19 protein-coding genes and 1 pseudogene are annotated in these 26,958 nt (G+C 58.4%); 5 read left to right on the top strand and 15 right to left on the bottom strand.

All coding sequences use genetic code 11. The features are described 5' to 3' along the window. Window positions 1-211: 211 nt before the first annotated feature. Window positions 212-781, top strand: a complete 570-nt coding sequence (locus ACVIYL_RS15035) for a hypothetical protein (RefSeq protein WP_456778999.1) — start codon at window positions 212-214, stop codon at window positions 779-781. A 173-nt stretch (window positions 782-954) separates the two neighbouring features. Here the strand turns inward: ACVIYL_RS15035 and ACVIYL_RS15030 are convergent, their stop codons facing one another. The 11 genes from ACVIYL_RS15030 to ACVIYL_RS14980 all read right to left on the bottom strand — a co-directional run bounded on the left by ACVIYL_RS15030 (window position 955) and on the right by ACVIYL_RS14980 (window position 10,813). Continuing rightward, window positions 955-1,218: an addiction module antidote protein gene (locus ACVIYL_RS15030; RefSeq protein ID WP_456778998.1), complete on the bottom strand. Its 264-nt coding sequence runs from the start codon at window positions 1,216-1,218 to the stop codon at window positions 955-957. Between the two features lie 426 nt (window positions 1,219-1,644). Beyond that, window positions 1,645-2,160: a hypothetical protein gene (locus ACVIYL_RS15025; protein WP_456778997.1), complete on the bottom strand. Its 516-nt coding sequence runs from the start codon at window positions 2,158-2,160 to the stop codon at window positions 1,645-1,647. Between the two features lie 130 nt (window positions 2,161-2,290). Continuing rightward, window positions 2,291-3,304 carry a formate dehydrogenase subunit gamma gene (locus ACVIYL_RS15020; RefSeq protein ID WP_456778996.1) on the bottom strand — a complete coding sequence of 338 codons (1,014 nt, stop codon included), beginning with the start codon at window positions 3,302-3,304 and terminating at the stop codon, window positions 2,291-2,293. Between the two features lie 61 nt (window positions 3,305-3,365). After that, complete coding sequence (gene fdh3B / locus ACVIYL_RS15015) at window positions 3,366-3,962, bottom strand: formate dehydrogenase FDH3 subunit beta (protein WP_456778995.1); 597 nt, start codon at window positions 3,960-3,962, stop codon at window positions 3,366-3,368. Between the two features lie 12 nt (window positions 3,963-3,974). Continuing rightward, window positions 3,975-6,893, bottom strand: a complete 2,919-nt coding sequence (locus ACVIYL_RS15010; protein WP_456778994.1) for a formate dehydrogenase subunit alpha — start codon at window positions 6,891-6,893, stop codon at window positions 3,975-3,977. Between the two features lie 11 nt (window positions 6,894-6,904). After that, window positions 6,905-7,105: a formate dehydrogenase gene (locus ACVIYL_RS15005; RefSeq protein ID WP_456778993.1), complete on the bottom strand. Its 201-nt coding sequence runs from the start codon at window positions 7,103-7,105 to the stop codon at window positions 6,905-6,907. Between the two features lie 25 nt (window positions 7,106-7,130). Continuing rightward, window positions 7,131-7,943 carry a TorD/DmsD family molecular chaperone gene (locus ACVIYL_RS15000; RefSeq protein WP_456778992.1) on the bottom strand — a complete coding sequence of 271 codons (813 nt, stop codon included), beginning with the start codon at window positions 7,941-7,943 and terminating at the stop codon, window positions 7,131-7,133. Between the two features lie 357 nt (window positions 7,944-8,300). After that, window positions 8,301-9,059: a DUF3306 domain-containing protein gene (locus tag ACVIYL_RS14995; protein ID WP_456778991.1), complete on the bottom strand. Its 759-nt coding sequence runs from the start codon at window positions 9,057-9,059 to the stop codon at window positions 8,301-8,303. Next, window positions 9,052-9,675 carry a DUF3305 domain-containing protein gene (locus ACVIYL_RS14990; protein ID WP_456778990.1) on the bottom strand — a complete coding sequence of 208 codons (624 nt, stop codon included), beginning with the start codon at window positions 9,673-9,675 and terminating at the stop codon, window positions 9,052-9,054. Before ACVIYL_RS14990 ends, ACVIYL_RS14995 begins: the two co-directional genes overlap by 8 nt. 284 nt (window positions 9,676-9,959) lie before the next feature. Continuing rightward, on the bottom strand, window positions 9,960-10,298 hold the full coding sequence (locus ACVIYL_RS14985; RefSeq protein WP_289653506.1) for a carboxymuconolactone decarboxylase family protein: 339 nt from the start codon (window positions 10,296-10,298) through the stop codon (window positions 9,960-9,962). Window positions 10,299-10,426: 128 nt separating this feature from the next. Continuing rightward, window positions 10,427-10,813 carry a gamma-butyrobetaine hydroxylase-like domain-containing protein gene (locus ACVIYL_RS14980; RefSeq protein WP_456778989.1) on the bottom strand — a complete coding sequence of 129 codons (387 nt, stop codon included), beginning with the start codon at window positions 10,811-10,813 and terminating at the stop codon, window positions 10,427-10,429. Window positions 10,814-10,960: 147 nt separating this feature from the next. Here ACVIYL_RS14980 and ACVIYL_RS14975 point away from each other — a divergent pair, with 147 nt between their 5' ends. Further along, window positions 10,961-11,116, top strand: coding sequence for a hypothetical protein (locus ACVIYL_RS14975; RefSeq protein ID WP_456778988.1), 156 nt, complete (start codon window positions 10,961-10,963; stop codon window positions 11,114-11,116). Between the two features lie 154 nt (window positions 11,117-11,270). Here ACVIYL_RS14975 and ACVIYL_RS14970 read toward each other — a convergent pair whose 3' ends face one another. Both ACVIYL_RS14970 and ACVIYL_RS14965 read right to left on the bottom strand, forming a co-directional pair. Further along, on the bottom strand, window positions 11,271-11,834 hold the full coding sequence (locus ACVIYL_RS14970; RefSeq protein ID WP_456778987.1) for a DUF6505 family protein: 564 nt from the start codon (window positions 11,832-11,834) through the stop codon (window positions 11,271-11,273). A gap of 7 nt (window positions 11,835-11,841) precedes the next feature. After that, window positions 11,842-12,597: a biotin/lipoate--protein ligase family protein gene (locus ACVIYL_RS14965; RefSeq protein ID WP_456778986.1), complete on the bottom strand. Its 756-nt coding sequence runs from the start codon at window positions 12,595-12,597 to the stop codon at window positions 11,842-11,844. A 194-nt stretch (window positions 12,598-12,791) separates the two neighbouring features. Between ACVIYL_RS14965 and ACVIYL_RS14960 the strand changes: the two genes are divergently transcribed. Both ACVIYL_RS14960 and ACVIYL_RS14955 read left to right on the top strand, forming a co-directional pair. Next, window positions 12,792-14,825 (top strand): 4Fe-4S binding protein, encoded by a 2,034-nt coding sequence (locus tag ACVIYL_RS14960; RefSeq protein ID WP_456778985.1) that lies wholly within the window; start codon window positions 12,792-12,794, stop codon window positions 14,823-14,825. Between the two features lie 102 nt (window positions 14,826-14,927). Beyond that, window positions 14,928-15,725 (top strand): annotated as a pseudogene (locus tag ACVIYL_RS14955) (Mrp/NBP35 family ATP-binding protein); the annotation flags it as partial. Between the two features lie 242 nt (window positions 15,726-15,967). On the opposite strand, the gene ACVIYL_RS14950 reads toward ACVIYL_RS14955, so the two are convergent. Then, window positions 15,968-16,975: a DUF6352 family protein gene (locus tag ACVIYL_RS14950; protein ID WP_456778984.1), complete on the bottom strand. Its 1,008-nt coding sequence runs from the start codon at window positions 16,973-16,975 to the stop codon at window positions 15,968-15,970. 197 nt (window positions 16,976-17,172) lie between these two features. Beyond that, window positions 17,173-17,757, bottom strand: coding sequence for a uracil-DNA glycosylase family protein (locus ACVIYL_RS14945; RefSeq protein WP_456778983.1), 585 nt, complete (start codon window positions 17,755-17,757; stop codon window positions 17,173-17,175). Window positions 17,758-18,444: 687 nt separating this feature from the next. On the opposite strand from ACVIYL_RS14945, the gene ACVIYL_RS14940 reads away from it, so the two are divergent. Next, complete coding sequence (locus ACVIYL_RS14940; RefSeq protein WP_456778982.1) at window positions 18,445-26,832, top strand: GH36-type glycosyl hydrolase domain-containing protein; 8,388 nt, start codon at window positions 18,445-18,447, stop codon at window positions 26,830-26,832. Window positions 26,833-26,958 lie beyond the last annotated feature (126 nt).

The raw sequence follows: 26,958 nt of genomic DNA, 5'->3' as shown, positions 1-26,958 counted from the left end.
CCCATGAGGACGGACGCTGTGGGTTGGTTTGCCAGCGGACTTTCCTGACATAAAGATGATCTTCTCCGATCTGAAGAGATCAGGAAAAAGCGAACGATCGCTCACCTGAAGCAATTCGTTGCCGATGACAAGCGGGTTCGCCGATGAAAGACAGTGGTGAGCATGGACCGATGCGCCTCACCCGTACGGAACACTAACGGAAGAGCTTGCCATGGATGAGAAGCCAGACACTATTCACGAAGCAGTCGGCGTCTTTGGGAGCGCGAATGATCTTCAGGCGGCAATCGACGAACTCCTGAGTTCCGGCTTCCACCGGGCCGATTTGAGTCTGCTCGCCAGTGAAGAGGCGGTGGATGAAAAGCTCGGCGGCGGCTTTGCGAACGTGCGCGCCGTCGGAGACAATCCGGTTGTCCCGCGAACAGCATATGTCTCGCCTGAAGCCATCGGGGACGCTCAAGGCGGCATAGTGGGTGGCCTTGTGTATGCAGGCGCAACCGTTGCTGCAGGCGTAGTCGTCATTTCCGGCGGAACTATCGCTGTAGCCATCGTCGCGGCAACATTCGTCGGCGGGGCGGGAGCCATTGTCGGCGCGCTCCTGGCTAAGTGGCTGGGTGATAACAATGCGCAGTATCTGCAGACGCAAGTCGATCATGGAGGTCTGCTGCTATGGGTGCGAACCAGGAATACCAAAGCCGAAGAACGTGCAACAGACATCCTGAAGAGACATTCGTCACGAGATGTTCACGTGCACACGTTGCCGTCGCAAGCTGCGCGAGTTTAGTTGGAAGTGACGAAGAATTATTATTGTCGGAAGGGGTGTCGCTGGCTTTGTAGCAGCTGAACGCTGCGGCGTGAGAACGTTAGGCTATGCGGATTGTCGTGTTGAATTGTCCTTGGCTCTAAAGGGCCTGTCAGTGTGGATGCGGCTCGTGCACCGACCTCTGATGGCCTTAATCAGTCCGCTTTGGACGGCGCGCGTTTCAGTTTCAGACCCAGCGTCTTTGTCGCCTTGTGAACAGTTTCAATCGTCGGATTGCCGCCCGGGCGGAAGGATTTGTAAATCGCTTCGCGGCTCAGTCCGGTTTCCTTGGCGAACTGGCTGACTCCGCGCGCCTTGGCAATGCCGCCGATCGCGGTGGCTTCTTGTCGCCACCGCAAAGCAGGATGACGATGGTCTTCCCCGGCGCGTAAAGTACACGCGATAGCCTGGGCCGCCAATGCACCGTCGGCCCCTCGGGCTATCCACCCGGCCAGAGGGCACGACATCGGCCGAAATGCACAGAAAGACCTTTTCGAGCGCGGCACTCGTCGGACTGCAGCGAGAGTTCGAAGATCAGGCGTCGAAACTTTAGGTGGGACCGCTAGTACGTAAGCCTGAGCAACACGATAATCCGAAAAATTGCGTGCCGTGGATGGTCACGCTTCAACACGATAATCCGGAAGGCCGAACTTTACAGGCGCTATCGTGATGTTGAGTCGCAACGCTGCCACGCTCGTGGACTACAGGAGTCTGTCGAAGGATTAGCTCGCCGGCAACGCCTCATAACCCTCGCAGATACTCGATCAGATCCTTCTGGTTTGTATCGCTGAGCTTCAGCTTGCCATCCTGGATTGGATTCTTCGGCGGGCGTGCGAGGTTCACGATTAATTTTCGTAATCGATATTCCCAGTGCTGCGATCAACTTTCATCTGTTGGACAAGCGAGTTGTCAACGGTAACAACCTCGGCGGCGATGGTGCCGCCAACCGCATTGATGTTTCCAATTTTTAGCCGCTTGTTGCCGAGACGATCAAGTTGCGCAGTGAGATAGCCGCGCACGTCATTTACGGTTAAATTCATCGTCGGTACTACGTGCGATCCGAACAGCGCACTCATGCCGCCGGTGCTGCCACGCATCATATTGGGACCCATAATCCCAGAGGCCATCATGCTTTGGCCACCTTGCAACATACCGCTCATCATTGGGCACATCATGGCCCCGCCGCCTTGCGTCGTGCCCCGACCCAACATGACTTGATTGGTGTCGCGTTGCACCATGCCGGGGCCCATCATACCCTGATCGGTGCCGCCCATCGTTCCCTGCGCAATAGCCGAACCAGCGGATGCGATCCCAATGCCGAGCACCAGAGATACAGAAATAATTGTGCTTCCAGTGCTCATGGGCGTCACTCCTATCTCCCGTTAGATTGGGCTAACGCCGAACTCGACGAGCATTAGCCAGCTAGTCGAGTAACTCTATTCTGCACATACTTCACGCAAGCCGGCTCAGCGGAATTTCTCGAATTTTCAATCATTCCGCAGGAGTGGCAGCCGGCTGTCGCTGCGTCTCGTTCGGCCCGGCCCGCGCCTTTTCCTCTTCGAGCCATAGATTATGGTGTTCCTTGGCCCAATTGAGATCGACGATGCCGGTCCCCATGGCTTCAAACGCACCTTCCATGCCCATCGTACCGATATAGATGTGTGCGATCATGGCGGCGATGAATAGAACAGCGACGATAGCATGCGTGATTTGAGCGGCCTGCATACTGGCGATGTCTGTGCCATAGAAGGGAAACATCAACACATAGCCACTAACCGCGACGGCAGTGCCGCCGAGAACGACGATCCAATAGATCATCTTCTGCCCGGCGTTGAACCGGTAGGCCGGCGGGTGATCATGACCGACGATGCCGCCGCCCCGCTTCAGCCATTCCACATCGACCCGATTGGGGATATTTCCCGCGATCCACATGACAAATATCAAGAACACACCGATCGTGAACGGGAAGCTCAGATAGTTATGGGCATACTTTGCCAATTGCGACCAGGCTGTAAATGGCTCGTGACCGATGAGAGGCAACAGTAGAGGCTTGCCGAAGGTTATGTTGAGCCCCGAAAGGGCGAGAATGATGAAACAGGTTGCCGTCATCCAATGCACGAACCGTTCGAAGCCGCTGAACCGCACGACGGTGCGACCCGATCGTCCACTTTCGATTTTCACCATGCCGCGCCAGAGATAGAAGACAATGAGCATGGCCAGGATACCGATGATGACGAGGCCACCAATCCAACGGAGCGTCACCTCGTGGAAATGGCGCCAATCACGGCCGACAGGCTGCTCGATCGTGCAGGCCTTCTGATCGGGCACAGTACAGCGACCTGAGATGCGATTCAGCTCCTGGAAGAGCTGACCTTCCTTCACCGCGCTTGCCTGAGGGTTAACCGACGTGGGCTGCTGAGCGCTCGAGGGTTGCGCTCCAAGCGCCATTACGAGAAATGCCAGCGCACCGACGATCACGCGGAATTTGGCGGCAACAATCATCATATCACTTCCTCCTGTGAGGCTCGATTTGAAGCGCAGTCGAGCCTTGACCGCCGCGCTCGGATCAAGATGCGATGGTCTCGTGATACGCGGTCTTCCAGCCCCAGGCGCCGGAGCCGTAGCCGCGTTTCATCACGCGTTCCTTGTAGATCTGCGCGATGATCTCGCCGTCACCAGCGAGCAGCGATTTGGTTGAGCACATCTCCGCGCATAACGGCAGCTTGCCTTCTGCCAGCCGGTTGGCGCCGTATTTCGCATACTCTTCCTTCGAGCCGTCCGCCTCAGGGCCTCCGGCGCAGTAGGTGCACTTGTCCATCTTTCCGCGCGAGCCGAAGTTGCCGACACGGGGATATTGGGGCGCGCCGAACGGACAGGCGTAGAAGCAATAGCCACAGCCGATGCAAAGGTCCTTGGAGTGCAGGACGACGCCATCGGCAGTGGTGATAAAGCAGTTCACCGGGCACACCGCTTGGCAAGGTGCATCCGTACAATGCATGCATGCCATCGAGACCGACCTCTCGCCCGGCTTACCGTCATTGATGGTTACGACGCGTCGGCGGTTGATCCCCCATGGGACATCGTGCTCGTTCTTGCAGGCGGTAACGCAAGCGTTGCACTCGATGCAACGGTCCGCGTCGCAGAGGAATTTCATACGAGCCATGGTATCGCCTCCTTATGCCGCACTGATCTGACACAAACTGACCTTGGGCTCCTGCATGCCGGTTGCGGGGTCGTAGCCGTAAGTCATGATCGTGTTGGCGCTTTCGCCGAGCACTATCGGATCGGAGCCCTGTGGATATTTTGACCGCAGATCCTCGCCGGCGAACCAGCCACCAAAATGGAAGGGCATCCAAGTCACGCCTTTGCCGACACGTTCGGTCACCAGCGCTCTCATCTTCGCCTTGGCGCTGTTCTCAGCTCCTGTGACCCAGACCCAACCGCCATCCTTGATTCCGCGCTCGGCCGCATCCGTCGGGCTGATCTCGATGAACATGTCCTGCTGCAACTCGGCGAGCCACTTGTTGGAGCGGGTCTCCTCGCCGCCGCCTTCGTACTCGACAAGCCGACCCGACGAAACGATCAGCGGGAACGCCCTGGCGATGCCTCTGTCGACCGCACTCTTCTGTACCGAGAAGCCGATATTAGGCAGTCTGAACTGCTTCGCGTCGGGCAACGTCGGATATTGTGCGATCAGATCGACGCGCGGCGAATAAATCGGCTCGCGGTGCACCGGGACTGGATCGGGCAAATTCCAGGCGACCGTCCGCGCCTTGGCGTTGCCGTAGGGCGAACAACCGTGCTTGATCGCGACGCGCTGGATGCCGCCAGAAAGATCCGTCGACCATGACACCGTGTCAATATTACCGGGATTGCCGGCGACTTTTTCAATGGTCGCCATTTCTGCCGCCGTAAGATCCTTGTCCCAGCCCAGTTTCTTGAAAACACCCATCGTGAATTCAGGATAGCCGTCCTTAATCTCCGAACCCGGCAGATATGAACCTTCGGCCAGCAACGTCTGGCCGTTGCGCTCCACTCCAAAGCGCGCACGGAATCCATTTCCGCCGTCCATGACAGCAGCGTCGCTGTTGTAGAGGATGGGGGAGCCAGGATGCCTGAGCTCCGGCGTGCCCCAACATGGCCAGGGCAGACCGTAGAAGTCGCCGCCAACCTCCGGATCGTCCTTGGGCGCGCGCAGCGTCACCAGATCGAACTTGTGCTGGTTCCTCATGTGTGCCTTCAGCCGCTCCGGCGACTGGCCGGTGTAGCCCGTGCTCCAGCTTCCCCGATTCATTTCGCGCAGGACGTCCTCGGGGACCGGACGGTCGCCTTCAACCTTGATGTTCTTGAACATTTGGTCGGCGAAGCCGAGCTTCTTCGCGATTAAGTACAGAACCTGATAATCGTCCTTGGACTCGAAGCTTGGTTTAACGATTGGCTCGCCCCACTGCAGCGAGCGATTGGACGCAACGCGCGAACCGGAGGTTTCGAACTGGGTGCAAATCGGGAGCAGGTACATGTTGTCCTTGCGCCCGGCCGCCACGGCAAGCGAGGCCCAGGTGGTGGGATGCGGATCGGCGACGACCAGCAGATCAAGCTGTGGCAATGCTTTCATTGATTCTGGGATACGCGTGATGCTGTTGCTTGCGTGTCCTTGTACGAACATGCCTCGCACGTTGTCCTTCTGATCGACCTGGTCCCTAGGCAGAAGAACGGCATCAAACCAGCGCGTCAGGGGAATGCCTGCTGTTTCCATCATCTTTTTGGAATCGAAGCGGGAGACCAGATATTCGTAATCGACCTCCCAGACACGACTCCAATGCTTCCATGCACCTTCGCTGAGACCGTAGTAAAACGGGGTCGTGACGGTATCGACACCAATGTCGGTCGCGCCCTGCACATTGTCATGCCCGCGGATGATGTTGGCGCCGGTTCCCGGCTTGCCGACGTTACCCGTCGCCAACAATAACATGCAGCTGGCGCGAACGTTGGCGGTGCCGACCGTGTGATGGGTCTGGCCCATGGACCAAAGCAGGGTTGACGGCTTCTCGGTCGCGAATAATTTGGCGACGCGCTCGAGCTGTGCGCCGGGAACCCCACTGACGCGTTCGACCTCTTCGGGATTCCACTTGTCGATTTCCTTGCGCGCCTCTTCGAAACCGTGAACGCGCTGCTTGATGAACTCCTTGTCCTCCCAGCCATTCTTGAAGATGTGCCACATCATCCCCATCAGCACGGGAATGTCGGTGCCGGGACGAATGCGGACATACTCGTTCGCATGAGCGGCGGTGCGTGTCATTCGCGGATCGATGACGATGAAGTTCGCCTTGTTGAGCTCCTTGCCTTCAAGCATGTGCTGCAGCGAGACAGGGTGCGCCTCCGCCGGGTTGCAGCCCATGAAGACCATGGTCTTGGAGTTGCGGACGTCATTGAAGCTGTTGGTCATCGCACCGTAGCCCCAGGTGTTGGCTACGCCCGTGACGGTGGTCGAATGACAGATACGCGCCTGATGGTCGTTGTTGTTGGTCCCCCAGAACGCTGCAATCTTTCGGAAAAGATAAGCGCCTTCGTTGGAGAACTTCGCCGATCCCATCCAATAGAGTGATTCCGGTCCGGATTTTTGACGGATCTCCAGCATCTTGTTGCCGATCTCATCAATGGCCTGATCCCATTTGATGCGAGTCCACTCACCGTTGACGAGTTTCATCGGATACTTTAGCCGGCGCTCGCTGTGCACCAGCTCACGCACCGAGGCCCCCTTGGCGCAATGCGAGCCCCTATTGATCGGGCTGTCCCAACTTGGCTCCTGGCCGATCCATACGCCATTGGATACTTCCGCAGTAACCGTGCAGCCAACGGCGCAATGCGTACAGATGTTCTTGTGGATGGTGACCGCAGCGCCCTGCGCGGCAGGTGGGCCGGCCTTCGCTTTGCGCACACTCGTGAGCGGCAAGCTTCCGAGGGCGACAAGGCCGCTTGCGGCAAGCCCCGAGCGGCGCAAGAATGCACGACGATCGAGATGCTTGCTTGATTCACCGGCAAAGGCGGCGAGCGAGCCACGGGGCTTTTCGCGTTCGGTCCTCTTGATCAGCACGGTTGCCTCCCTTAACTCGGATAACGATTGACGCGGTAATAGGCCTTCACGTGGTCGCTTTCTTTGTAGCGAGACTTGCGTTTTTCATCGTTGCTCTCGCTGTCCGCTTTCGCCTCCAGAGCAACGGGCGAAGCGGCGGCGACCGCGATTCCCCAGCCAAGCGCGTGAAGGAATCGGCGACGTCCGAGTAAGGTCTTGTCGAATGCTCGCATCACCACGTCCTCCTTCTTCTTCCGATCACGCGGGCAACGTGAACGCTTCCGTCTCGGTCTGCAGGAAGAGCCGACCGAGCGCCCCTACATGACGATAAAACTCAGCCGCCTCGGCCCGTTCCAGATCGGCGAAGAAACGACCGATCCAGGAGGCAAGATGTTTCTCGAAGAACTGTCGCTGGATTCTATCGGTTACAGGGAACTGACCACTGACGATCCCGGCCATGATCTCGCAAAGCGTGGCGGCGTGGTCCTCCGGCTCCGCTTGTCCTTCGACACGTTCGATGCCGTGCGCGCCAAGATCCTCGCGCAATCGAGCCAACGGCCGTTCGTTAAGAAAACCGGTGAGATAGTAGGATCCGTAGGGAAGCAGTTCGCCGCGCCCGACTCCGATGAAAAGGGTGAAGTACTCGCGTGCGATCCGCTCTGCGTCCGCGTTGCCGGCTGCCTGCGCAAGAGCCACATGCGCGAGGCCAAGTGAGGTCGTATCACCACCGAGCTTGGCAATCCGACCGAGCGTCGCTGCATCCGGTGAACGGCTCAACAACATTGCGAGGAGAAAATATTCTTGAGCGCGACTCGTATCGATGTCGTCAATCTCGACGGGATGCTCGCGACGGTGCTCCGGCCACAGGATCTCGCTTTCGAGATCCATCACGGCTTCAACCGACAACGCACGCTTCGGAACATGAGACAAACTCGACACGCGAAGCTGAGATGCTGCAGTCAGATCTGTAAGTCCTGGAACTCCGCCAATTGCGCGAACAGGACCCCGAGATCTCCGGCCGCTTACTTCATTTTCCGCTTTTGCTGCGCCCTTGTGGATATTCACGGCCATCCCGTAGCCTCTCATCAAATCCGCAGGTCCTGCGCCCGTCCGCTGTCGCCTGTGCAGAGTTGCTCGCGTGATGCGCATGCGTAGCAACTCAACGCGTGCGAAGCTCTCACCAAAGGGATGCATGAGACAATTGAATTATATTGGGAATTGACTGCAGTTTCCTTGTTAGACGCAGGATGCAGACCGAAGTCGAATGCCGAGGATGCGATACGAAGCAGCCGGCGCCCGCGCCCACTGCCTCAACCGCGGGGGTGGAGCAATGGCTGTCGAATGCGCTGTAAATGCTTGTGAAGTCTTCGATCCCGGCCCGCTGAGAGCCTCAGATGGCGGGCCTGCCTGCCGCCCTAGACTAGTCGGCTATTTCCACTCGTTTACTCGAGGGAGTGAAGACTCACTCGTTGCCATCTCTCTGATATTTCGTAGCTGCGGCAAAGCGCCGCCATGACCGCGGCGCAAGGTTGGCGAAACGTCTACTGATGTGGTGAATTCAGATTGCGGAGCAACGGGTCTGCCATATTGCGTTACGTCGCCGGCGACGTCGACCTCTTTAAAGTCCGACTGCTGAGCTTTAGCCGAAAGCAGCGCCGCCGATTCCGCGCTGGTTGTTTGATGCTCGACCGGATCGGATACGCCCGCCCCCTTCTGAGAATCATCTGTTGGAGGCGATGTGACGGGCGGATGCAACGCTGCAGCTCTGGTGTCCGGCTCCCCCAAGAGACGGGTCAAAAGTCGCCCGCCTTCCTCCCCGTCGATTGGTCCAAAGCCAGCCATCGCGCCAGGCGCGTTAAAGTCCCACGAGTTCTCCGATAGGCCGACAAAGTCTCGGATAACAGGATCTAACGACCACACGCGACGAAGCGCCGCACGCGCCAAGTCGACAGGCACCCCGGTTTCTAGAAAAGCGCGGATATTGGATTCGGCACCAACCGATTCGATTGCAGGCAGACTCGCAGGATCGAATGGCAATACATTTCCGCTCGGCTCAAGAGGAGCAGGACCGGTTTCAGACGCCGTGCTATTTGAGGTCTCGATCTGCTCCGCTTGCTTGATCTTGTCCGTAGCCGCGTCGTGCTTGCGACGAGACCATCGCACAAGAAAATCCGCGTCGTTACTCATCCCCGCTCCTATGTTGCGGGCCACGCCGTGCCAGCGCTTCCGGATCCGCACGATTGCGCTTGCGCTTCTCGAAGGTCCGCTCGACGTGATGTTCGGCGATAAACGAGGCAACGGCATCTCGGATCGAGACGGGCATCGGTACGGCTTCCACGATACCTTGGCCTGGCTCAGTCAAAGCCTCGCCTTCCGCTGGGTCTGCCGTGACGGCGGCAATTTGATACGGCGGGTCGCCTGCGGTTGAGAGCAAAGCAACCCATACAGAAGGCGCGGCCGAGACGAGATTATCGCGGTAATTTTCAGTTTCTGTGCGGTACAGCTCGATCTCAGCCGCACCAACGTAGAATGTCACGGTCTCTTCTTCGCTCGCCAGCTGCGTCCACGGATCCACGTCCGGGATCCCGCCAAGCACGGCGGTCGGACGCCAGATAAATTCACACCACGGCGAATTTGCCGTGGATCGTTCGACAACGACGCCGATGGGAATCCGTAGGAGCGGCGCCATCATGTTCACACGGCTGTCTCCAGATTTTGGATCGAGCGTTTGATAAACATATTTTGCAATTTCCTGCGTCGCACTTTCAAAGCGTGACCACCGAGATGGGAAAGACCGCTTCATCGCTGTGTTGTCGACTACTACCCTCGCCGCCTTGAATGTCAATCAGTGGAGTCGGCTGGGCTCTTTCCTGAGAGCGAAAGGGCGGGCCATCGGAAGCATTTCGTAACACAGAGTTCGGACGACGGTCTCAGTCCACCATTGTTTTCGCAATCGCAAGGAACCATCCTCTCACCAGAGACGGGTCCTCGGCGCCGCTCGTAGCCATTCAAATTGTCATACCGAAGACTACCCAATCCGCCACGGCGCGTTCATCAGCGCACCAAGTGAGCCGGCTGATCACGCACTCATGCCCGTCCCAGCTTTTTCATTTCCTCAATGGCGAGAACCGAATGGGCGTAGGCCGCTCCAGCTCGCATTTCCGCGGCGACCCAGATTGCCTCCATCAGCTCTTGTTCCGACGCGCCGTGCCGTAGTGCGGCCTTCGTGTGCCCCTTAATGCAATATGGACATTGGGTGACATGGGCCACTGCGACCGCGATGATTTGCTTAACCTTGGCAGGCAGCGCGCCGTCCGCGAAAACTGTCTGGCTGAAGTTTTGAAAAGCCGCCTCGGCGTCGGGTGACAGGTCCTTGCGCTTCTGTGCAAGCTCTCGTGTGCTCGACTGAGATACGATGTCGGGCATGTGTGTCTCCTGTTCTGGAGCTGCGCCGAGACCGACACTCCGGCCCCACCGCTTTGCGCTCTTGTTTATCGGCATATGGGGCGAGACAGCCAATATACCAAGGCGGTGGGAGAACCGCATCCGAACTGTTAACGGACGCCCGGCTTGTCACGATCGAGACCCTTGGCGGCAAGATCATCCAGATACGACTGGAACAGCTGCCCAGCATCGCGCCCGACCTCATGTAAGAATGCCCAGGAAAATATGCCGGTCGTGTGCATGTCATCGAAACCGAGGCGTACCGCATAGTTGCCAACAGGATCAACTGAAAGGATCTCAACATTTCGCTTGCCACCGATCGTCTTGCGCTCGGATTCGGAATGACCTTGGACTTCGGCAGAGGGACTTGTCACGCGGAGCAATTCTGCGGAAAGATCGAAGGATGCTCCATCGTCGAACACAACATTCAGCGTACGACGATCCTTCGCAAGGCGGATTTCGACGGGCCAAGGTGGGTCAGCGTTCGTCTGGCTCATTTCGCGCCTCCAGTAAGGACGGGCGAGGTTTCGCAATCAAAAGGTTCACCAATGCGATGGAAGCAGCCGAGTATGACAATTAGCCTCTCTTGCGTTGCATCCTGCTTACACTACCTTGTTGAAGTATCATCCTCTGGAGGTGGCGTCATGAAGGCTTTTATTGCGGCAGTGATTTGCGCGGCAGCGATCGGAGTTGGCGCGTTCTATGTCCTCCATACCCAACAGGAGACGGTCGACGTCGCATTTTCGACAAGCGGCGCGCGCGTCGGCGACCCAGGACACAATCTCGTCGGGATAAACTAGAAGAAACATCATTCGAGACAAGCTATGGCGCCGACGCTCGATCGGCCGGACGATTTATATTGCTCGCTTGGAATATTCACCGCAGGGCCCTCTTGAGCGGGTTTCGTAGTGAAAACATTGAGATGCGTCAGACCAATGCCATCGACGGTGCTTCTCACGTGCGATCGGCATTAATCAACCCAACAAGGTCGACTTGGTCCGCAGACACGTCTTCGTCTTCGATCTCAAGGAAGGTGAATACACGCGTATGCGCGTGCAGCCGATCGGCTCCCGGCGCCGATTCCCGTGGCTTTAATGTGCGGAACCGCTCGCGCATCTCGCCATTCTCGATGCAGCGTTGCACGGCGAGCAGCGTCTGCGGCGAATGATCGCAGAGCGAAGCCGCAAAGGCGACCTCTTCTTCCGCTGCAACGCGAGCGGTCTGAGGATCGGGCGCGCCGAATTGCGACAGCAAGCGCGCGGCGAGACGCTCAACAGCACCTTGCATGTCCGCTTCGGTCGCCTCGGCTACGATGGCCAGCGTCGACCAACCGAGACTTTCGATACCAAGGAAGCCCGAGCGCAGGGCTACTCGCTGTTTCTGGCCGAGAGCGGTTGGATCGTCGCAATCCCCGAACACGAAAGCTCCCGAGACGGCCCATTCGCCCGGTTCAGCAGCGCGTTCAAACACAAACGTGTCTGACGGATCTAGCCTGATGGTCCGCGGAAGCTTCAGCATCTTCGCCTCAAGCGAGCTTGGGCCCACGAAGGCCCGGATCATACCACGCCGCGCGATCGAGGCCATCGAGAAGGCTGGTCCGATCCGCCGCGCCCACTTCGAACGGTGCGCTAATGAGAAGGTCGCCGTTACGATCGATCCTGCGCAGCTGGCCGGCTTTGCTCTCGGGTAGCCGCGTCAGATAGTTGGAGGCGACAGGATCGAACCCAGATTCGCTCCATTGGTCGAAGCCAATCATCAAATGCCGCGCGAAGCTTCCTACGATTGCATCAGTTTGAACCATTTCGAAGCCTTCCCCCATCAGCGATACGGTACCCAGCATCGCGCCAGGCTCGATGCTGACTAAATCAACTGCGCGCAGCATGACGCCCAGCACAAGCCAGGCCGGCGCGTCGGTCTCGGCGCAGTCTTTGGGCCAGCCGAGACGCACGCCGCCCAGCAGTCCGCCATTGAAGAAAATTGAATCGGGCCACGCAAAGTTGACTTCCCGCTCGGGTGGACAATGCGCCGCGATGGCATCGGCGGTCGCATTCATTCCGACGAATAGCGCACGCCGCGCTGATACCAGTGGCTCGGCGGGTTCCAGTACGACGGCAAGTTCGACGAGGTCGTAGCGCCCGACTGAGACCAGCGTTCCGGCACCAGCTTGCATTGCAATTGCGAGGCCATGAGCAAACGCATCGCCGCTCTCGCGCAACACGACCGGAGTATAACCGGGCGGCAGGTCGAGCGCCCGCTCGGCCTCATTGACTCGCGATATCATGCGACCCATCCTCCTCGGTACCTATTGATCGAAAGTCGCAAACGCTCGCGGCTCCATTGCAAAATGTGAAGTGGGCGTTATCTGGGCAGGTATGATACCGAGGTCAAGCAGACGGCGTCTCGAAATTCCGGTCGCATCGAAGCATGGAAGTCTAGCCATGCCGATTGTAAGGACCGACGGCGCGGGAGGAAACGATGGGTGATACCGCACCTCATCTGATGATCTGCACCTGCGAGAAAACCATGCCGCTGGACGCGCTGGCGATTGGCCGCGCCTGTACGGGGCGGATCACCCAGGCGAACCAGCTCTGCAGGCTCGAAATCGACCGGTTCAAGGCGGCACTCGCTGAGAGCACACCAATTACCGTTGCCTGTACCCAGGAAGCACCCTTGTTTCGGCGGCTTGCGGAAGATCTCGTCCCCTCCTCAGCGCTCACCTTCGTCAACATTCGAGAGGCCGCGGGATGGTCGAAGGATGCAGCCGCGGCTGGTCCGAAAACTGCGGCGTTGATCGCAGCGGCGGCCGAGGATTCGCCGCCCGTCGCGATGGCGACGCTCGAAAGCAACGGCGTCGCCTTGATCTATGGCCGCGACGACGCGGCGATCGAAGTCGGTCGCCGACTTGCCGACCGTCTCAACGTTACGGTGCTTCTGACCGAGCCCGGCGACGTGACCCCTTGCTACTCAAACGAGTTTCCAATCCGGAAGGGCAGCGTACGCTATGGGCGTGGGCATCTCGGCCAGTTCGAACTCACGATCGACGATTATGCATTTCCCGCGCCTTCGTCGCGCCGCCGGCTGGAGTTTGGAGTTCCGCATAATGGCGCGGTCTCGACCTGCGACATCGTACTGGATCTCAGCGGCGGCTCGCCAATGTTTGCCGCCCACGAATTGCGGCCCGGTTATCTGCGAGCCAATCCCCGTGACCGCGCCGCAGTCGAAAAACTGATCGCGGACGCCGGCCATCTGGTCGGCACGTTCGACAAGCCGCGCTTTATCGAGTTGGACGAATCGCTCTGTGCCCATTCGCGCTCCGGAATCACCGGCTGTACGCGTTGTCTTGGCCTCTGTCCGACTGGCGCGATTACGCCAAACGGCAACGCGGTGGAAATCGACCCCGCCATCTGCGCAGGCTGTGGCTCCTGCGCCGCGACCTGCCCGACCGGAGCGGCATCTTATGCGCTGCCGGCCGCAGATGTTCTGATGCGACGGTTGCGCACGCTCGTGCAGACTTACCGCAATTCTGGCGGCATCAATGCCGTCGTGCTCCTACACGATGGCGACCATGGCGCGCCGCTCATCGAAGCACTGGCGCGGTTTGGCGACGGCCTGCCGGCAAATGTACTCCCGGTCCAGGTTAACGAAGTCACGCAGGTCGGGCTCGAGGCAATCGCCGCGTTGTTCGCTTACGGCGCAGCTGGCGTCGCGTTGCTGATCCGTGCAAAGCCCCGTCACGATCCTCTCGGCCTGCGGCAGGTTGTTGAGACCTCGGAAACCGTCATCGCGGCGCTCGGCTTCGGTAGTGGATTGGTTCGAATCATCCAGACCGACGACCCCGATCAACTCCGTGCAACGTTGGATGCAGCGCCAGTTGGCGTTGCAACCCAAAAACCCGCCACCTTCATCCCGCGTGGCGCCAAGCGTGGCCTGCTCGAGACAGTTTTTCGCGAACTGCATCTCGCGGCGCCTGCGCCCGTCGACATCGTGGCACTTGCGCCCGCCGCGCCGTTCGGAGGTGTTTTGCTGAACATCGACAGCTGCACGCTCTGTCACTCCTGTGTGACAGCTTGCCCCTCCGGCGCACTGTTGGATAATCCGGACCGCGCGATGCTGCGTTTCACGGAAAGCATCTGTGTCCAATGCGGGTTGTGTGAAGCGACCTGTCCCGAGGACGCCATCACATTACAACCGCGGCTCGATTTCCAGGCGTGGAAGGCGCCGCAGCGGGTATTGAAGGAAGAGGATCCGTTCCATTGCATCGGATGTGGCAAGCCGTTCGGTACGAAAAGCACAATCGAACGCGTGGTCGCGAAGCTTGAGGAAAAGCACTGGATGTTTACCGGTGCCAATGCACGGCGCATCGACGTGGTGAAGATGTGCGACGACTGCCGCGTAGAGGCCGTCGTCAACGAAAGCTTCGACCCGCATGCGGTGCCGCGCCCGCCGACCGTGAGCACCGAGGATTACTTGCGCCCTCGCGAAGCGGGTAAGGCCGGTCCGATCAAGTAGCCACGAACGCCATCCACCGCGCTCCAGCATGGTAATCAGGAGATTTGTGTGCCCGTTACCCAGACTGAAACGAGGGCGCGCGCGACGTCGAAGAATGCCGGCATTTCGGGTATCAGGCACATCATCGCGGTCGCCTCCGGCAAGGGCGGTGTTGGAAAGTCTACGACGTCGTGCAATCTCGCGCTGGGATTTGCCGCGCTCGGGCTGAAGGTTGGCATTCTCGATGCCGATATTTACGGTCCTTCGCAGCCAAAACTGTTCGGGCTGCGCGGCAAGCCACGGCTGATTGGCGCGCGCACACTGGAGCCGATGGAGCGGTTCGGCGTGAAAGTCATGTCAATCGGCTTTCTGGTCGAGGAAGACCTCGCAATGATCTGGCGCGGGCCGATGGTGATATCAGCCATCACCCAGATGCTGTGCGAAGTCGCATGGGGCGATCTCGACGTGCTCGTCGTCGATCTACCACCGGGCACCGGCGATGCGTCGCTCACCATGGCGCAACAGACACCTCTCGCGGGCGCCGTAATAGTCTCGACGCCGCAGGACATTGCGCTGATCGACACGGCGCGCGGCATCGCCATGTTTCGGAAAGTCAATGTGCCATTGCTCGGCGTGATCGAGAATATGTCGAGTTTTTGCTGCCCCGATTGCGGCCACGTATCGCCGATCTTCGGCCATGGCGGCGCACGGAATGAGGCCGAAAGGATCGGTGCACCGTTCCTCGGCGAGATACCCTTGGACATTCAGATTCGCATGACGTCGGATGACGGGCGCCCGATCGTTGCGACCGAACCGGAGAGCGTCCATGCCAAACTCTATGTCGGTATCGCCCGTCAGGTCTGGTTGGCGCTGTCGACGGGACGAGCAAACAAACCCGCGCCACGTGTCGTCATCGAATGAACTGGCGAGAATTCGACGGCAGTTCTGACCTGAGTGAGGTCCGCGGCACTTTGCAAATCAAATACCCTACCACCTTGCTGCTGCTCAGATGTCGATTTTAGGCAAGGTGGCGTTCGCCGTGGTGGACGGTGTGGTGTGAGGGCACCCGAACATCCTGATTGCAGCGGCCACGCTTCGACGTCCCCGCTTCCACACCGTCCAAGAACGCAATCCGCGCGGTATCCTTCGGCGGGGCGGTTACCTCAACCTACCGGTTTCGAATGTCGGATCGGTAAGCCGATCAACAAATTCTGCGGCTTCATATGAAGCATCTTGTCAGATGTCATCGCCAGGATCAGGTAGACAGGCTCCGATCCGATCTTTTCGACAACCACCGTGGGATCGTTAAACTTCAACTGGTAGAGACCGACGATACCGGCCTCACTTCTCGCGTCAAGGGAGCCGGCATTCCATAAAGTATCGCCAATTTTCGTACCGACTGCATCAAGACCCAAATACCAGTCAAACTTGACGTCGCGCATTTCGGTCAGCGGCTGAATCTCGACGTCGACCGCAAGCATATGTTTGATCCAGCGCGTCATTACTTCACCCAGCTTTGCTAATCCGGGCTGTCCCACAGAAAGGTCGAGAGCCATGTCAAACGCATCGCTACGCTCCCAGTAGATATGCGCTGTATCCTCACCCATGACATCTAACTCTGCTTCGGTTGGCGACTCGAGCATGGCGATCAAGGGGGATACCGGGGCGTTATCGATGCCGGCGATGGTCTCGTCGTCGGCAGCAATCAACGAACCTTCATGCACGGTCAGCCGTTGCGGACGGAATAGCAATTCAGCGGCTCGAAGCACAAACGGATCATCGCAACCGTCAAGCGCGTTGCGTAGGATCAGATGAACCAGCTGGTTTAAAAATATAGGTGGCGTCTTGCCGACGTCACGGCGGACAAGGTCCAGATAAGCATCCTCCAGCGTTCTCCGCTGCACAAGACGATCGCGAAAGGTTATCATGAGACTCCAGTTCTCCCGCGCGTCGGCGTCGATCAGTGCCGCAATTTCTTCGTCTGTGACGCTACGGCGCGGATCTTCGAGCAGTGAAGCATGTAGTGCATGCTCAGCAGGACACGCCTCAACCGGCGGAATCAATTCCGGTCGGGCCAGATAGACCTTCAGAAACTCATCGGTTACTAACAAGCCGCCACCGGCGTCTCTGTCCGTCAAGTGGTGACCGCAAGAAAGCCAAAAATCTTTCATTCAGTCCACCGCCACGAGCGTCGCCATTATATCGACAAGTACGCCTTTGCGCTTAGCAACAAGCCTCACGAATTCAACGATCTTGGCTTGCTGCCACGAAATGCGAAACCCGCTATGAACGCATAGTATTCGCAACTTCCCCTATTACAACGACGTTGGGTGGCACGCACCCGTGTTCCAATCTGAGCGCATGATCGTCAATCCTTGATCGCACGCTGCACAACCCGTCGTAGCCAAGGTATTGTCTCCTCTTCAAACCAGGGTTGTCTTTGCATCCAAATTCCGCTTCGCCAACTCGGATGTGGAAGTGGGAACAACTTCGGACCATATTCGGTAAATGCCTTTACCGTCTCCGTCATCGAACTCTTTCGAGCCGCTCCCAAATAGAGCTTTTGAGCGTATTGACCGACTAGCAGCGTCAATTGAAGATTTGGCAGATGTTCAAGGATGCGTTCGTGCCAGAGAGGTGCGCACTCTGGACGAGGTGGTTTATCACCGCCGGCCGCCGCGGCACCGGGGTAACAAAAGCCAATAGGAACGGTCGCGACTTTTGCCCGGTCATAAAATATCGAACGGTCGACATCCATCCATTCCCTCAGGCGATTGCCGCTGGCATCGTTCCACGGGATACCAGTCTGATGGACCCTGCTGCCTGGTGCCTGACTGATAATCAACAGGCGCGCGCTTTTTGATGCGCGCAGAATCGGCCGCGGGCCGTACGGAAGCTCGGCTTCGCATATCCGACAAGCGCTAATTTCGCGCAAAAGGCGTGACAAGGACATTCGACGAGTACGCGGTTTTGCCATTGGATATGGTGAGACTAAGCTTACCCTGCAAGTACAAATAGCGGACGCCGGCATACAGTCGAACGCAAGATCGGAGCATCGGCATTGTGCTCTGACGAGGCTAGACGTTGCGCCACGAGATTAGGATTACACGCATTCGGCCAAAAGCTGTCCGCTGAACTGTGATCAAGAATGCTAATTTGCGCGCCGGCCGCTGCTCGGTCAAACGATCAGTACTCCGTCCGCAGGACTGACGCGCAATCTCATACATCGGCAAAACTGCATTTAAACGACAATAGAATTCGTTTGTCTAACGTCCCGGCAGGTCGGATCGTCAGGCACGGAAGTTAGGGATGATCAGTCGAGCAATGATCGTTGCCGCTATGTTTAACACGCAGATGCACAGCAGTGTGCCATTGTTTGAGGTTTGGCCAGAGCCGTTGAAGCAATCGTCGGCAACGATCAAGGAATGATCCTGCTCAACTCACGTGCTTGTACCGGCTGTGAAGGGTATCGATGAGACGTTCTACAAGTTTTCTCGGACGCGTGATGCCGAAATCACCTTGGGACGATTCGAACGTTATTAGGGAGGTGATCTTCAGCTCCGAACGATTAGAGAGCCACGCGCGGAGTTTGGCGACAGCCCAAGCCGTCCGGCCACACCGGCAAAAAGGGCGTCCGCTCTTGGATCGACTAGCCGATAACGAAGCCAGTCTATTAGTCTCTTATCAATCCATCTGCGGCGCAGTCGCGGTTGGAGCCGCGATCACCCCAGCAGCGGAATGGTTGATCGACAATTTTCACCAAGTGGAGCGTCAAGTCCGTGAAATTCGTACAGATTTGCCGACCGGTTATTATCGGCAATTGCCCAAACTTGCTGAGGGACCCTTCGCGCGTTACCCGCGGGTGTTCGAAATCGCATGGGCGTATGTGGCTCACACTGACAGCCGTTTCGACGTCGATTCCTGGTGCGGTTTCCTTCGGGCCTACCAAGAAGTTCAATATCTGACGATCGGCGAGCTTTGGGCATCCGCGATCACACTCCGACTTGTTCTGATTGAAAACCTCAGGCGCATCGCCGAGCGCGTCGTTTATAGTAGGAACGAGCGCAGCAAAGCTGACGGATTGGCTGACCGCTTGTTGGGCGTCGATGGGCGCAGCGCCAAGCCGTCGGCGACGATTGAAAAGGAGTTGGAGCGTACGGAGCTGCCCGACGCATTTCTGGTCCAACTCATCCACCGGCTGCGGGATCGAGGTGCGGCCGCTGACTCCCTCCTGACCCACGTAGACAAGTTGTTGGCCCCATGCGGAAGAACCGTGGAAGATGCAATTCGCTATGAGCAAGAGCGACAGGTCGCAGCCAACGCCACCGTCCGCAACATCATCACAAGTATGCGTCACATGTCCGACGTGGATTGGACAGTCATTTTCGAGCGTGTCAACCTCGTGGATAGCGTATTGGCTGACGGCTGCGGCTTTCGGGAAATGGATTTCCCCACCCGCAACATGTATCGGACGGCAATCGAAGAACTTGCCCGCGGTTCTAACCTCAGCGAATTGATGGTTGCGCGCCGTGTGGTTCAGATTGGAATCCAGGCGCTTTCCGAAGTTCCGCAAATCGACGGGCGGCGAGCAGATCCGGGCTATTATCTTTGCGGCGGCGGGCGCGTCGAGTTCGAGGCCGCAATTGGCTTTCGAGCAAGGCCTCAACTCATCTTGGGCCGATTCTACCGCGCGCTCGGCATCGGCGGTTATGTTGGTGCTGGAGCAGCTGTTGCCGTGCTTCTCCTCGCGCTTCCGATCATGGCCCACGCCGAAGCCAACGCTGATTGGATTTTGCTGGGCTTGCTCGGCACGTTGGGTGCCGTTCCAGCATTGGACGCCGCGGTGGCGCTGGTTAATCAGGGTGTCACGCAGCGCTTCGGTGCCACACAGCTGCCTGGCATGGAGCTTCGCGGCGGAGTCCCTGAATCCTTGCGGACTCTCGTGGTCGTGCCCGCGCTATTGACTACGCGCGAAGCGCTCGATCAATTGATTGGACGATTGGAGATTCACTATCTCGCCAGCCAAGTTGGCGATGTCCAATTCGCTTTGTTGTCGGACTGGACCGACGCTCCGAGCGAAACCGCCGAAAGCGATGAGGAGTTGCGCCGGGCAGCCGCGGACGGCATTGCGCGTCTCAATCGTCGGCACGGGCCCGCGCCTGCAGGCGAACGTTTCCTGTTGTTACACCGCCGACGCGTATGGAATGCGAGCCAACGTCGATGGATCGGATGGGAACGCAAGCGCGGCAAGTTGCACGAACTGAATCGACTGCTGCGAGGTGCTTCCGACACAACGTTTCTAACGACCGACGGTCGCCCGCTGCACGTTCCGCAGAACGTTCGCTACGTCATCACGCTTGATGCCGACACCATGCTTCCGCGCGACACCGTCATACGGCTTATCGGCAAGATGGCGCATCCTCTCAACCAGCCGCGCCTCGATATTGCCACCAAACGGGTCGTCGAAGGGCATGCTGTGTTACAACCTCGGGTTACGGCAGCGCTTCCAATAGGCGCGGAGGGGTCTCTGTATCAGCGCACGTTTGCGAGCCTGGGCGGCATTGATCCCTACGCAGCCGCCATTTCCGACGTCTATCAAGATCTGTTCGAGGAGGGTTCTTATACGGGAAAAGGCATCTATGCCGTGGACGCGTTTGAAGCTGCCTTGGCTGACCGAACGCCAGATTCAACGCTGCTGAGTCACGACCTCTTCGAGGGCGTGTTTGCCCGTGCCGGGCTCGCCTCAGACGTCGAAGTCGTTGAGGCGTACCCGGCTCGGTACGACGTTGCTGCTCTTCGCTATCACCGCTGGGCGCGTGGAGACTGGCAATTGTTGCCGTGGATTCTCGGGTGGAGTGTCCTTCTGGGCGAAGGACGGAAGCGATCCGCAATGATGCCTGCCAGCGGCAGATGGAAAATGGTCGACAATCTTCGGCGCACATCTTCCCCAATAACTAGTCTACTCGCCCTTTTTGCTGGTTGGCTTCTACCGTTTGACGCCGCCGTCATCTGGACTCTTTTTATCCTGGGTACGATTGCATTACCCAGCTTTGTGCCGGTTTTGGCCGCAGCAATTGTTCCGCGCCATGCGAGCTTAAGTCTAAGCCATCATTTTCGAAGTGTAATGGCGGATTTTCGCGTCGCTTTTCTGCAATTCATGTTGGTTGTCGCGTTCTTGGCTCATCAGGCGTGGCTGATGAGCGACGCAATTATCCGCACGGTGTGGAGATTGTTCATTTCCCACCATGATCTTCTCGAATGGACGCCGGCCAGCCAAGCCAGCATCGGTCGGAAGCCGACCGTGCTTGCCTACTATCGATGGATGGCAGGCGCGGTCTTTATCGGCGTGGTGACCCCCGTGGCGGCTTGGATCTCCGGTGACCAGACGTGGCTCATCGCGGCGCCGTTTGGCGTTTTGTGGTTCGCTTCTCCGGCAATTGCCTACTGGGTTAGTCTTCCATCGTCGGGTATCGCGAAGCGTTTACCCGGTCCTGAGGACGTCCGTGCTTTGCGGCTAATCGCTCGTCGAACCTGGCGGTTCTTCGAGACCTTTGTTACGACTCATGACCACATGCTTCCGCCCGACAATTTCCAGGAAGATCCATCACCTGTCCTCGCCCATCGCACATCTCCGACCAATCTCGGCCTCTATCTACTGTCGACCGCCAGCGCGCACGACTTCGGGTGGCTCGGTATCGTAGACGCCATCGAGCGACTAGAGGCGACGCTGTCGACGATGGGCACTCTCGCCCGTTTTCGCGGCCATTTCTATAATTGGTACGATACGACTGATCTGCGGCCGCTCGATCCGCAATACGTTTCCACGGTAGATAGTGGCAATCTGGCGGGGCACCTGATCGCGCTCGCCAACGCGTGTGATAGTTGGAGTGTCCTGCCACTGAGCGCGGAAAAGAGACTTGAGGGCGTACGCGACGCGCTCGACCTCGTGCGCGAAGAGGTTGACAAGCTCCGGGACAGCCGACGCACCGAAACTGTCACTTGGCGTCAGTTCGACGAAACATTAGCCTTGGCACTTTCTCAGGTGCGCTCCTCTTTGCTCACGCCGAAGACATTCGCCGAACGGCTCGCAAGACTATCGACGGTCACCGAAACTTTGGCGGACATTACCCGGGCACTTGCTATCGAACGAGAGCATGCGTCCCATTCGGATCTTCTGTTCTGGGTTGAGGCCACCCGCAAGTCAATCGCTAGTCATCATCGGGACATTACGTCCTCGGTGGCAACCGAAACAAGATCGCGTCTCACCGCGATCGGCAACATTTCCAGGAAAATGGCGTTGTCGATGGAGTTCGGCTTCCTGCTCAATACGGAACGAATGCTGCTTTCTATAGGATTCGTGGGTCCGCAGGGAGCGCTAGACGAGAATTGTTACGACCTATTGGCCTCTGAAGCCCGGCTTGCGAGCTACGTGGGCATCGCCAAGGGTGATCTGCCAGCCAGGCATTGGTTTCGCCTCGCTCATGATGTAACTCCGGTGGGCGCCGCCGCTGCGCTTATCTCCTGGTCGGGCTCGATGTTTGAGTATTTGATGCCCTCGCTGGTCATGCGTGCGCCGACGATGAGCGTCCTTGAACAGACGAACCGCGTGATTGTGCGACGTCAGATCGAATACGGCGAGTCACTCGGCACCCCATGGGGAATTTCGGAGTCCGCCTACAACGCCCGTGATCCGGAGTTTACCTATCAATATTCGAACTTCGGAGTTCCAGGGCTCGGCCTGAAACGCGGTTTAGGTCAGAGCGTCGTGGTCACTCCCTATGCGACAGCGCTTGCAGCCATCGTAGATCCAAAAGCAGCTGTGCGAAATTTTGAGCGGTTGGCGTCGGAAGGCGGTCGGGGCCGATTCGGCTGGTTCGAAGCGCTTGATTATACGCCCAGTCGGCTGCCACAAGGACAGTCCGTTGCTGTCATCCGCGCTTTTATGGCGCATCACCAAGGCATGACCATTGTCGCGATCGCCGACGCCTTGATGGAGGGCGCCACGCAATCGCGATTTCACACCGAGCCGATGATCCGCGCCACGGAACTTCTCCTTCAAGAGCCAATGCCCAAGGAAGTTGCGGTGCGCTCGCCCTGGGCCAGCGACGCCACATCGTCAGAAGGAATCCGCAGGCTCGATTCCTCAGCCACTTATCGCCGCGCCTATCCTCATGCGCCGATGCCGGCCACGCAACTGCTATCGAATGGCCGCTACAGCGTTATGCTGACGTCCGCAGGTTCTGGTTACAGCCGCTGGCGGAATTTGGCGGTAACAAGATGGCGAGAGGACAGCGTCTGCGACGACTGGGGATCGTACATTTATATAAGGGACGTCGAGAGTGATCGGGTGTGGTCGGCTGGTCTGCAACCAGTGTGCATCGAGCCAGACCATTACGAGGTAGGATTCAGTGAGGATCGAGCTTCTTTCTCGCGACAAGACGGCGAATTGCACACCACCCTGGATGTCGTCGTTTCTGCGGAAGACGACGCGGAAGTGCGTCGGGTAACCATCTCAAATTCTGGCTCACGAATTTGCGAGCTTGAGGTCACCTCCTACGCGGAAGTCGTCATCGCGCCTCAGGCCGCTGACGCTTCCCATCCGGCGTTTTCCAAGTTGTTTGTGCAGACCGAATACCTTGCAGGTCCAGGCGCCATCTTGGCTACGCGGCGCCGTCGCTCACCCACCGAGCCCGAGGCGTGGGTTGCACACCATTCTGTGGCCGAGGGTGACGGCGTAGGCAGGGCCGAGTTTGAGACCAGCAGGAGCCGATTCCTCGGTCGCGGTCGCGACGTCCGCGGCCCTGCTGCTGTGTTCGACGGACGTCTGCTTTCGGGATCCACCGGAGCGGTTCTCGACCCCATCTTCGCTCTGCGACGCCGTGTGCGCCTCTCGCCCGGTGCTACCGTTCGGATTGCGTTTTGGACCATGGTAGCCGAGTCGCGTGCGAAGGTTCTCGATGTCGTCGACAAGACGAACGACATAAGCGCATTCGATCGCGCCTCCACGCTCGCTTGGACCAAGGCGCAGGTGCAGCTTCATCACCTCGGGATCGACCGGGCCGAGGCGAGCCTGTTTCAGCAGCTGGCCGGGCATCTTGTGTACGCTGCACCGTCCCTTCGTCCGTCATCTGAGACCATTTTGCGTGGTGCTGGAAGTCAGTCAGCGCTCTGGTCGCTGGGCATTTCTGGCGATTTGCCGATCATTCTGTTTCGAATTTCGAACGTCGAAGACATCCGAGTCGCGCGCCAAATGCTTCGAGCTACGGAATATTGGCGCAACCAGCGCCTGGAGGTCGACCTTGTTATCATCAATGAGCGCGCTCCCTCTTACGTTCAGGACTTGCAGACCGAGCTGGAGAACCTCGCGCGGGCCAATCAGGCGAAGCCACGGATTCTAAGGGACGTTGGCCGTGGCCAGATCTTCATCCTGCGCGCGGACATCGTACCAACACATGCAATTGGACTTCTTCAGTCTGTTGCGAGGGTGGTCCTGCGCGCTGAGCGCGGCGGTCTCGCCGAACAACTCAAACACATCGCAGCAGCCGATGGTCCGCTACGTGTCGTCCGGAAGCCCCGCTTTTTTGCTCATCCGCAGCCTGTCGCTATGCCAAGTCGACAACTCGAATACTTTAACGGCCTAGGCGGCTTCGCGAACGACGGTAAGGAGTATGTGACGATATTAGGGCCGGGACAGACAACTCCAGCACCTTGGATCAATGTCATCTCCAATCCTGTCTTTGGATTTCAAATGTCCGCCGAAGGCGCCGGCTTCACCTGGTCGGTCAATAGCCGCGAGCATCAGTTGACATCTTGGTCCAACGATCCTGTGGCCGATCGGCCAAGCGAAGCACTCTACTTGAGGGATGAGGACACTGATGAACTATGGTGTCCCACCGCATCTCCGATCCGAGATGACACGGCCGCTTACGTGGCAACACATGGCTGGGGCTACAACCGCTTCGAGCATGAAGCACATGGCATCGCCTCAGACCTAATGGCTTACGTGCCATGTGCTGATTCCATAAAGATCTCTCGCCTCAAACTCCGCAATACCACCAGTCGCCTACGGCGGCTGTCTGTCACGGCCTATGTGGAATGGACACTCGGCGCTTCCCGCGCCGAATCGGCTCCGTTCATTTCAACCGAGATCGATTCCACTTCTGGTGCGATGTTTGCCCGAAACCGATGGAATGTCGCCTTCGAATCACGCGTCTCGTTTTTCGACATGGGCGGGCGTCAGATGAGTTGGACAGCAGACCGCCGGGAGTTCATCGGACGCAACGGTTGCCTCGCTGACCCAGCAGCTTTGGCTCATGATATGAAGCTCTCGGGCGCCGTTGGCGCGGGTCGCGATCCCTGTGGCGCGCTCCAGACGGCCATCGAGATGGCCCCCGGCGAAGATGTCGAGATTCTCGTACTTCTCGGTGATGCCGCCGACGCCGGCGAGGCAGTGAGGCTAATAGCGCACTATCGGCAAGCCGATCTCGACGCGGTGTTGAACGATGTTCGCGATCACTGGGAGGATGTGCTCGAGACCGTACAGGTCAAGACGCCCGATCGGTCGATGGATATCATGTTGAACGGCTGGCTTCTTTATCAGACGATTGCTTGTCGTATCTGGGCCCGCTCCGGCTTTTATCAGTCGAGTGGAGCATACGGGTTCCGCGACCAACTCCAGGACGGTATGGCGCTTGCTGCGGCCCACCCGACATTATCCAGGGAACATTTAATCCGTGCCGCCGGCCGCCAGTTCGTCGAAGGCGATGTGCAGCACTGGTGGTTGCCGCACTCGGGCCAGGGAGTGCGCACGCGTATCTCTGATGACAAGGCATGGCTCGCCTATGCGGCCGCTCACTATGTCCGGGTTACCGGCGACGTGGAGATACTGGACGAGACCGTCCCCTACCTCGAAGGAACTACGCTGACCGAAAGTGAAGACGATCGCTTCTTCGTGCCTGCGACCTCGGACCGGATCGCTACCCTCTTCGACCATTGCGCCCTTGCGCTTGATAGCAGCCTTGCGTTCGGCCCCCACGGCTTGCCGCTGATGGGCACTGGTGACTGGAACGACGGAATGAATCGCGTTGGTCGCGGAGGCGTGGGGGAGAGCGTCTGGCTGGCCTGGCTGCTCCACGCCACGCTCACAGACTTTGTCGTGCTCGCGGACGCTCGCGGCGATAAGATCCACGCCGGCACCTGGCGCGAACACGCCGCTGCGCTGAAGCAGGCTCTTGAACGGGAGGCATGGGACGGCAATTGGTACCGACGCGCATGGTTCGACGATGGCACCGTCCTCGGCTCGGCCTCGAACGACGAATGCCGGATCGATTCCATCGCCCAGTCCTGGGCGATAATTTCGGGCGTCGCGGATGCCCAGCGCGGGGCTCAGGCAATGGCGGCCGTCGGACACGAGTTAATCGATAATGACGATGGTTTGGCATTGTTGTTCACGCCACCGTTCGACGGCGTCGCCCACGATCCAGGTTATATCAAGGCATATCCGCCCGGTATCCGTGAGAACGGCGGTCAATACACTCATGCCGCCGCCTGGTCGGTAATAGCGCTCGCGCGCCTTGGCGAGGGCGCCAAGGCTGCGGATCTGTTCTGGCAGCTCAATCCGATCAATCACGCGCGAACCCGGGCCGAGTTGCGGCGTTACAAGGTGGAGCCCTACGTAATCGCTGCCGACGTCTACGCCGCCCCCCATCACGTCGGCCATGGGGGTTGGACCTGGTACACAGGCTCTGCCGGCTGGATGCAGCGTGCGGGGCTCGAAAGCATCTTGGGCTTACAGTGTGAAGGATCGTCTCTGCTTATTGATCCTTGTATCCCTAATAGCTGGCCAGGCTTCGAGATAAGGCTTCGACGTCGTTCCGCAAAGCTACACATTAAGGTCGAGAATCCGAAAGGCGTCACACGTGGCATCGCGACAGCCCGGATGGATGGGACTTTGCTAGCCCAGCGTCCTCTACGTCTTGAAATCGCCGATGACCGCCTTACACATGAACTAACAATCACGTTAGGCTGAGGTCCGATCTCGAACGGTCAAGGCGAATTGGAGGACAACGCGAACAACCTCATAATGGAGCCCGCTGCAATATGTTGTTCAAGCAGACCAAACGATTTCTTCTGAGCCAATACGAGCGTTTCGAAC

The organism is Bradyrhizobium sp. USDA 3315, assembly GCF_054056795.1.
This window is presented reverse-complemented; position numbering and strand designations above follow the sequence as displayed.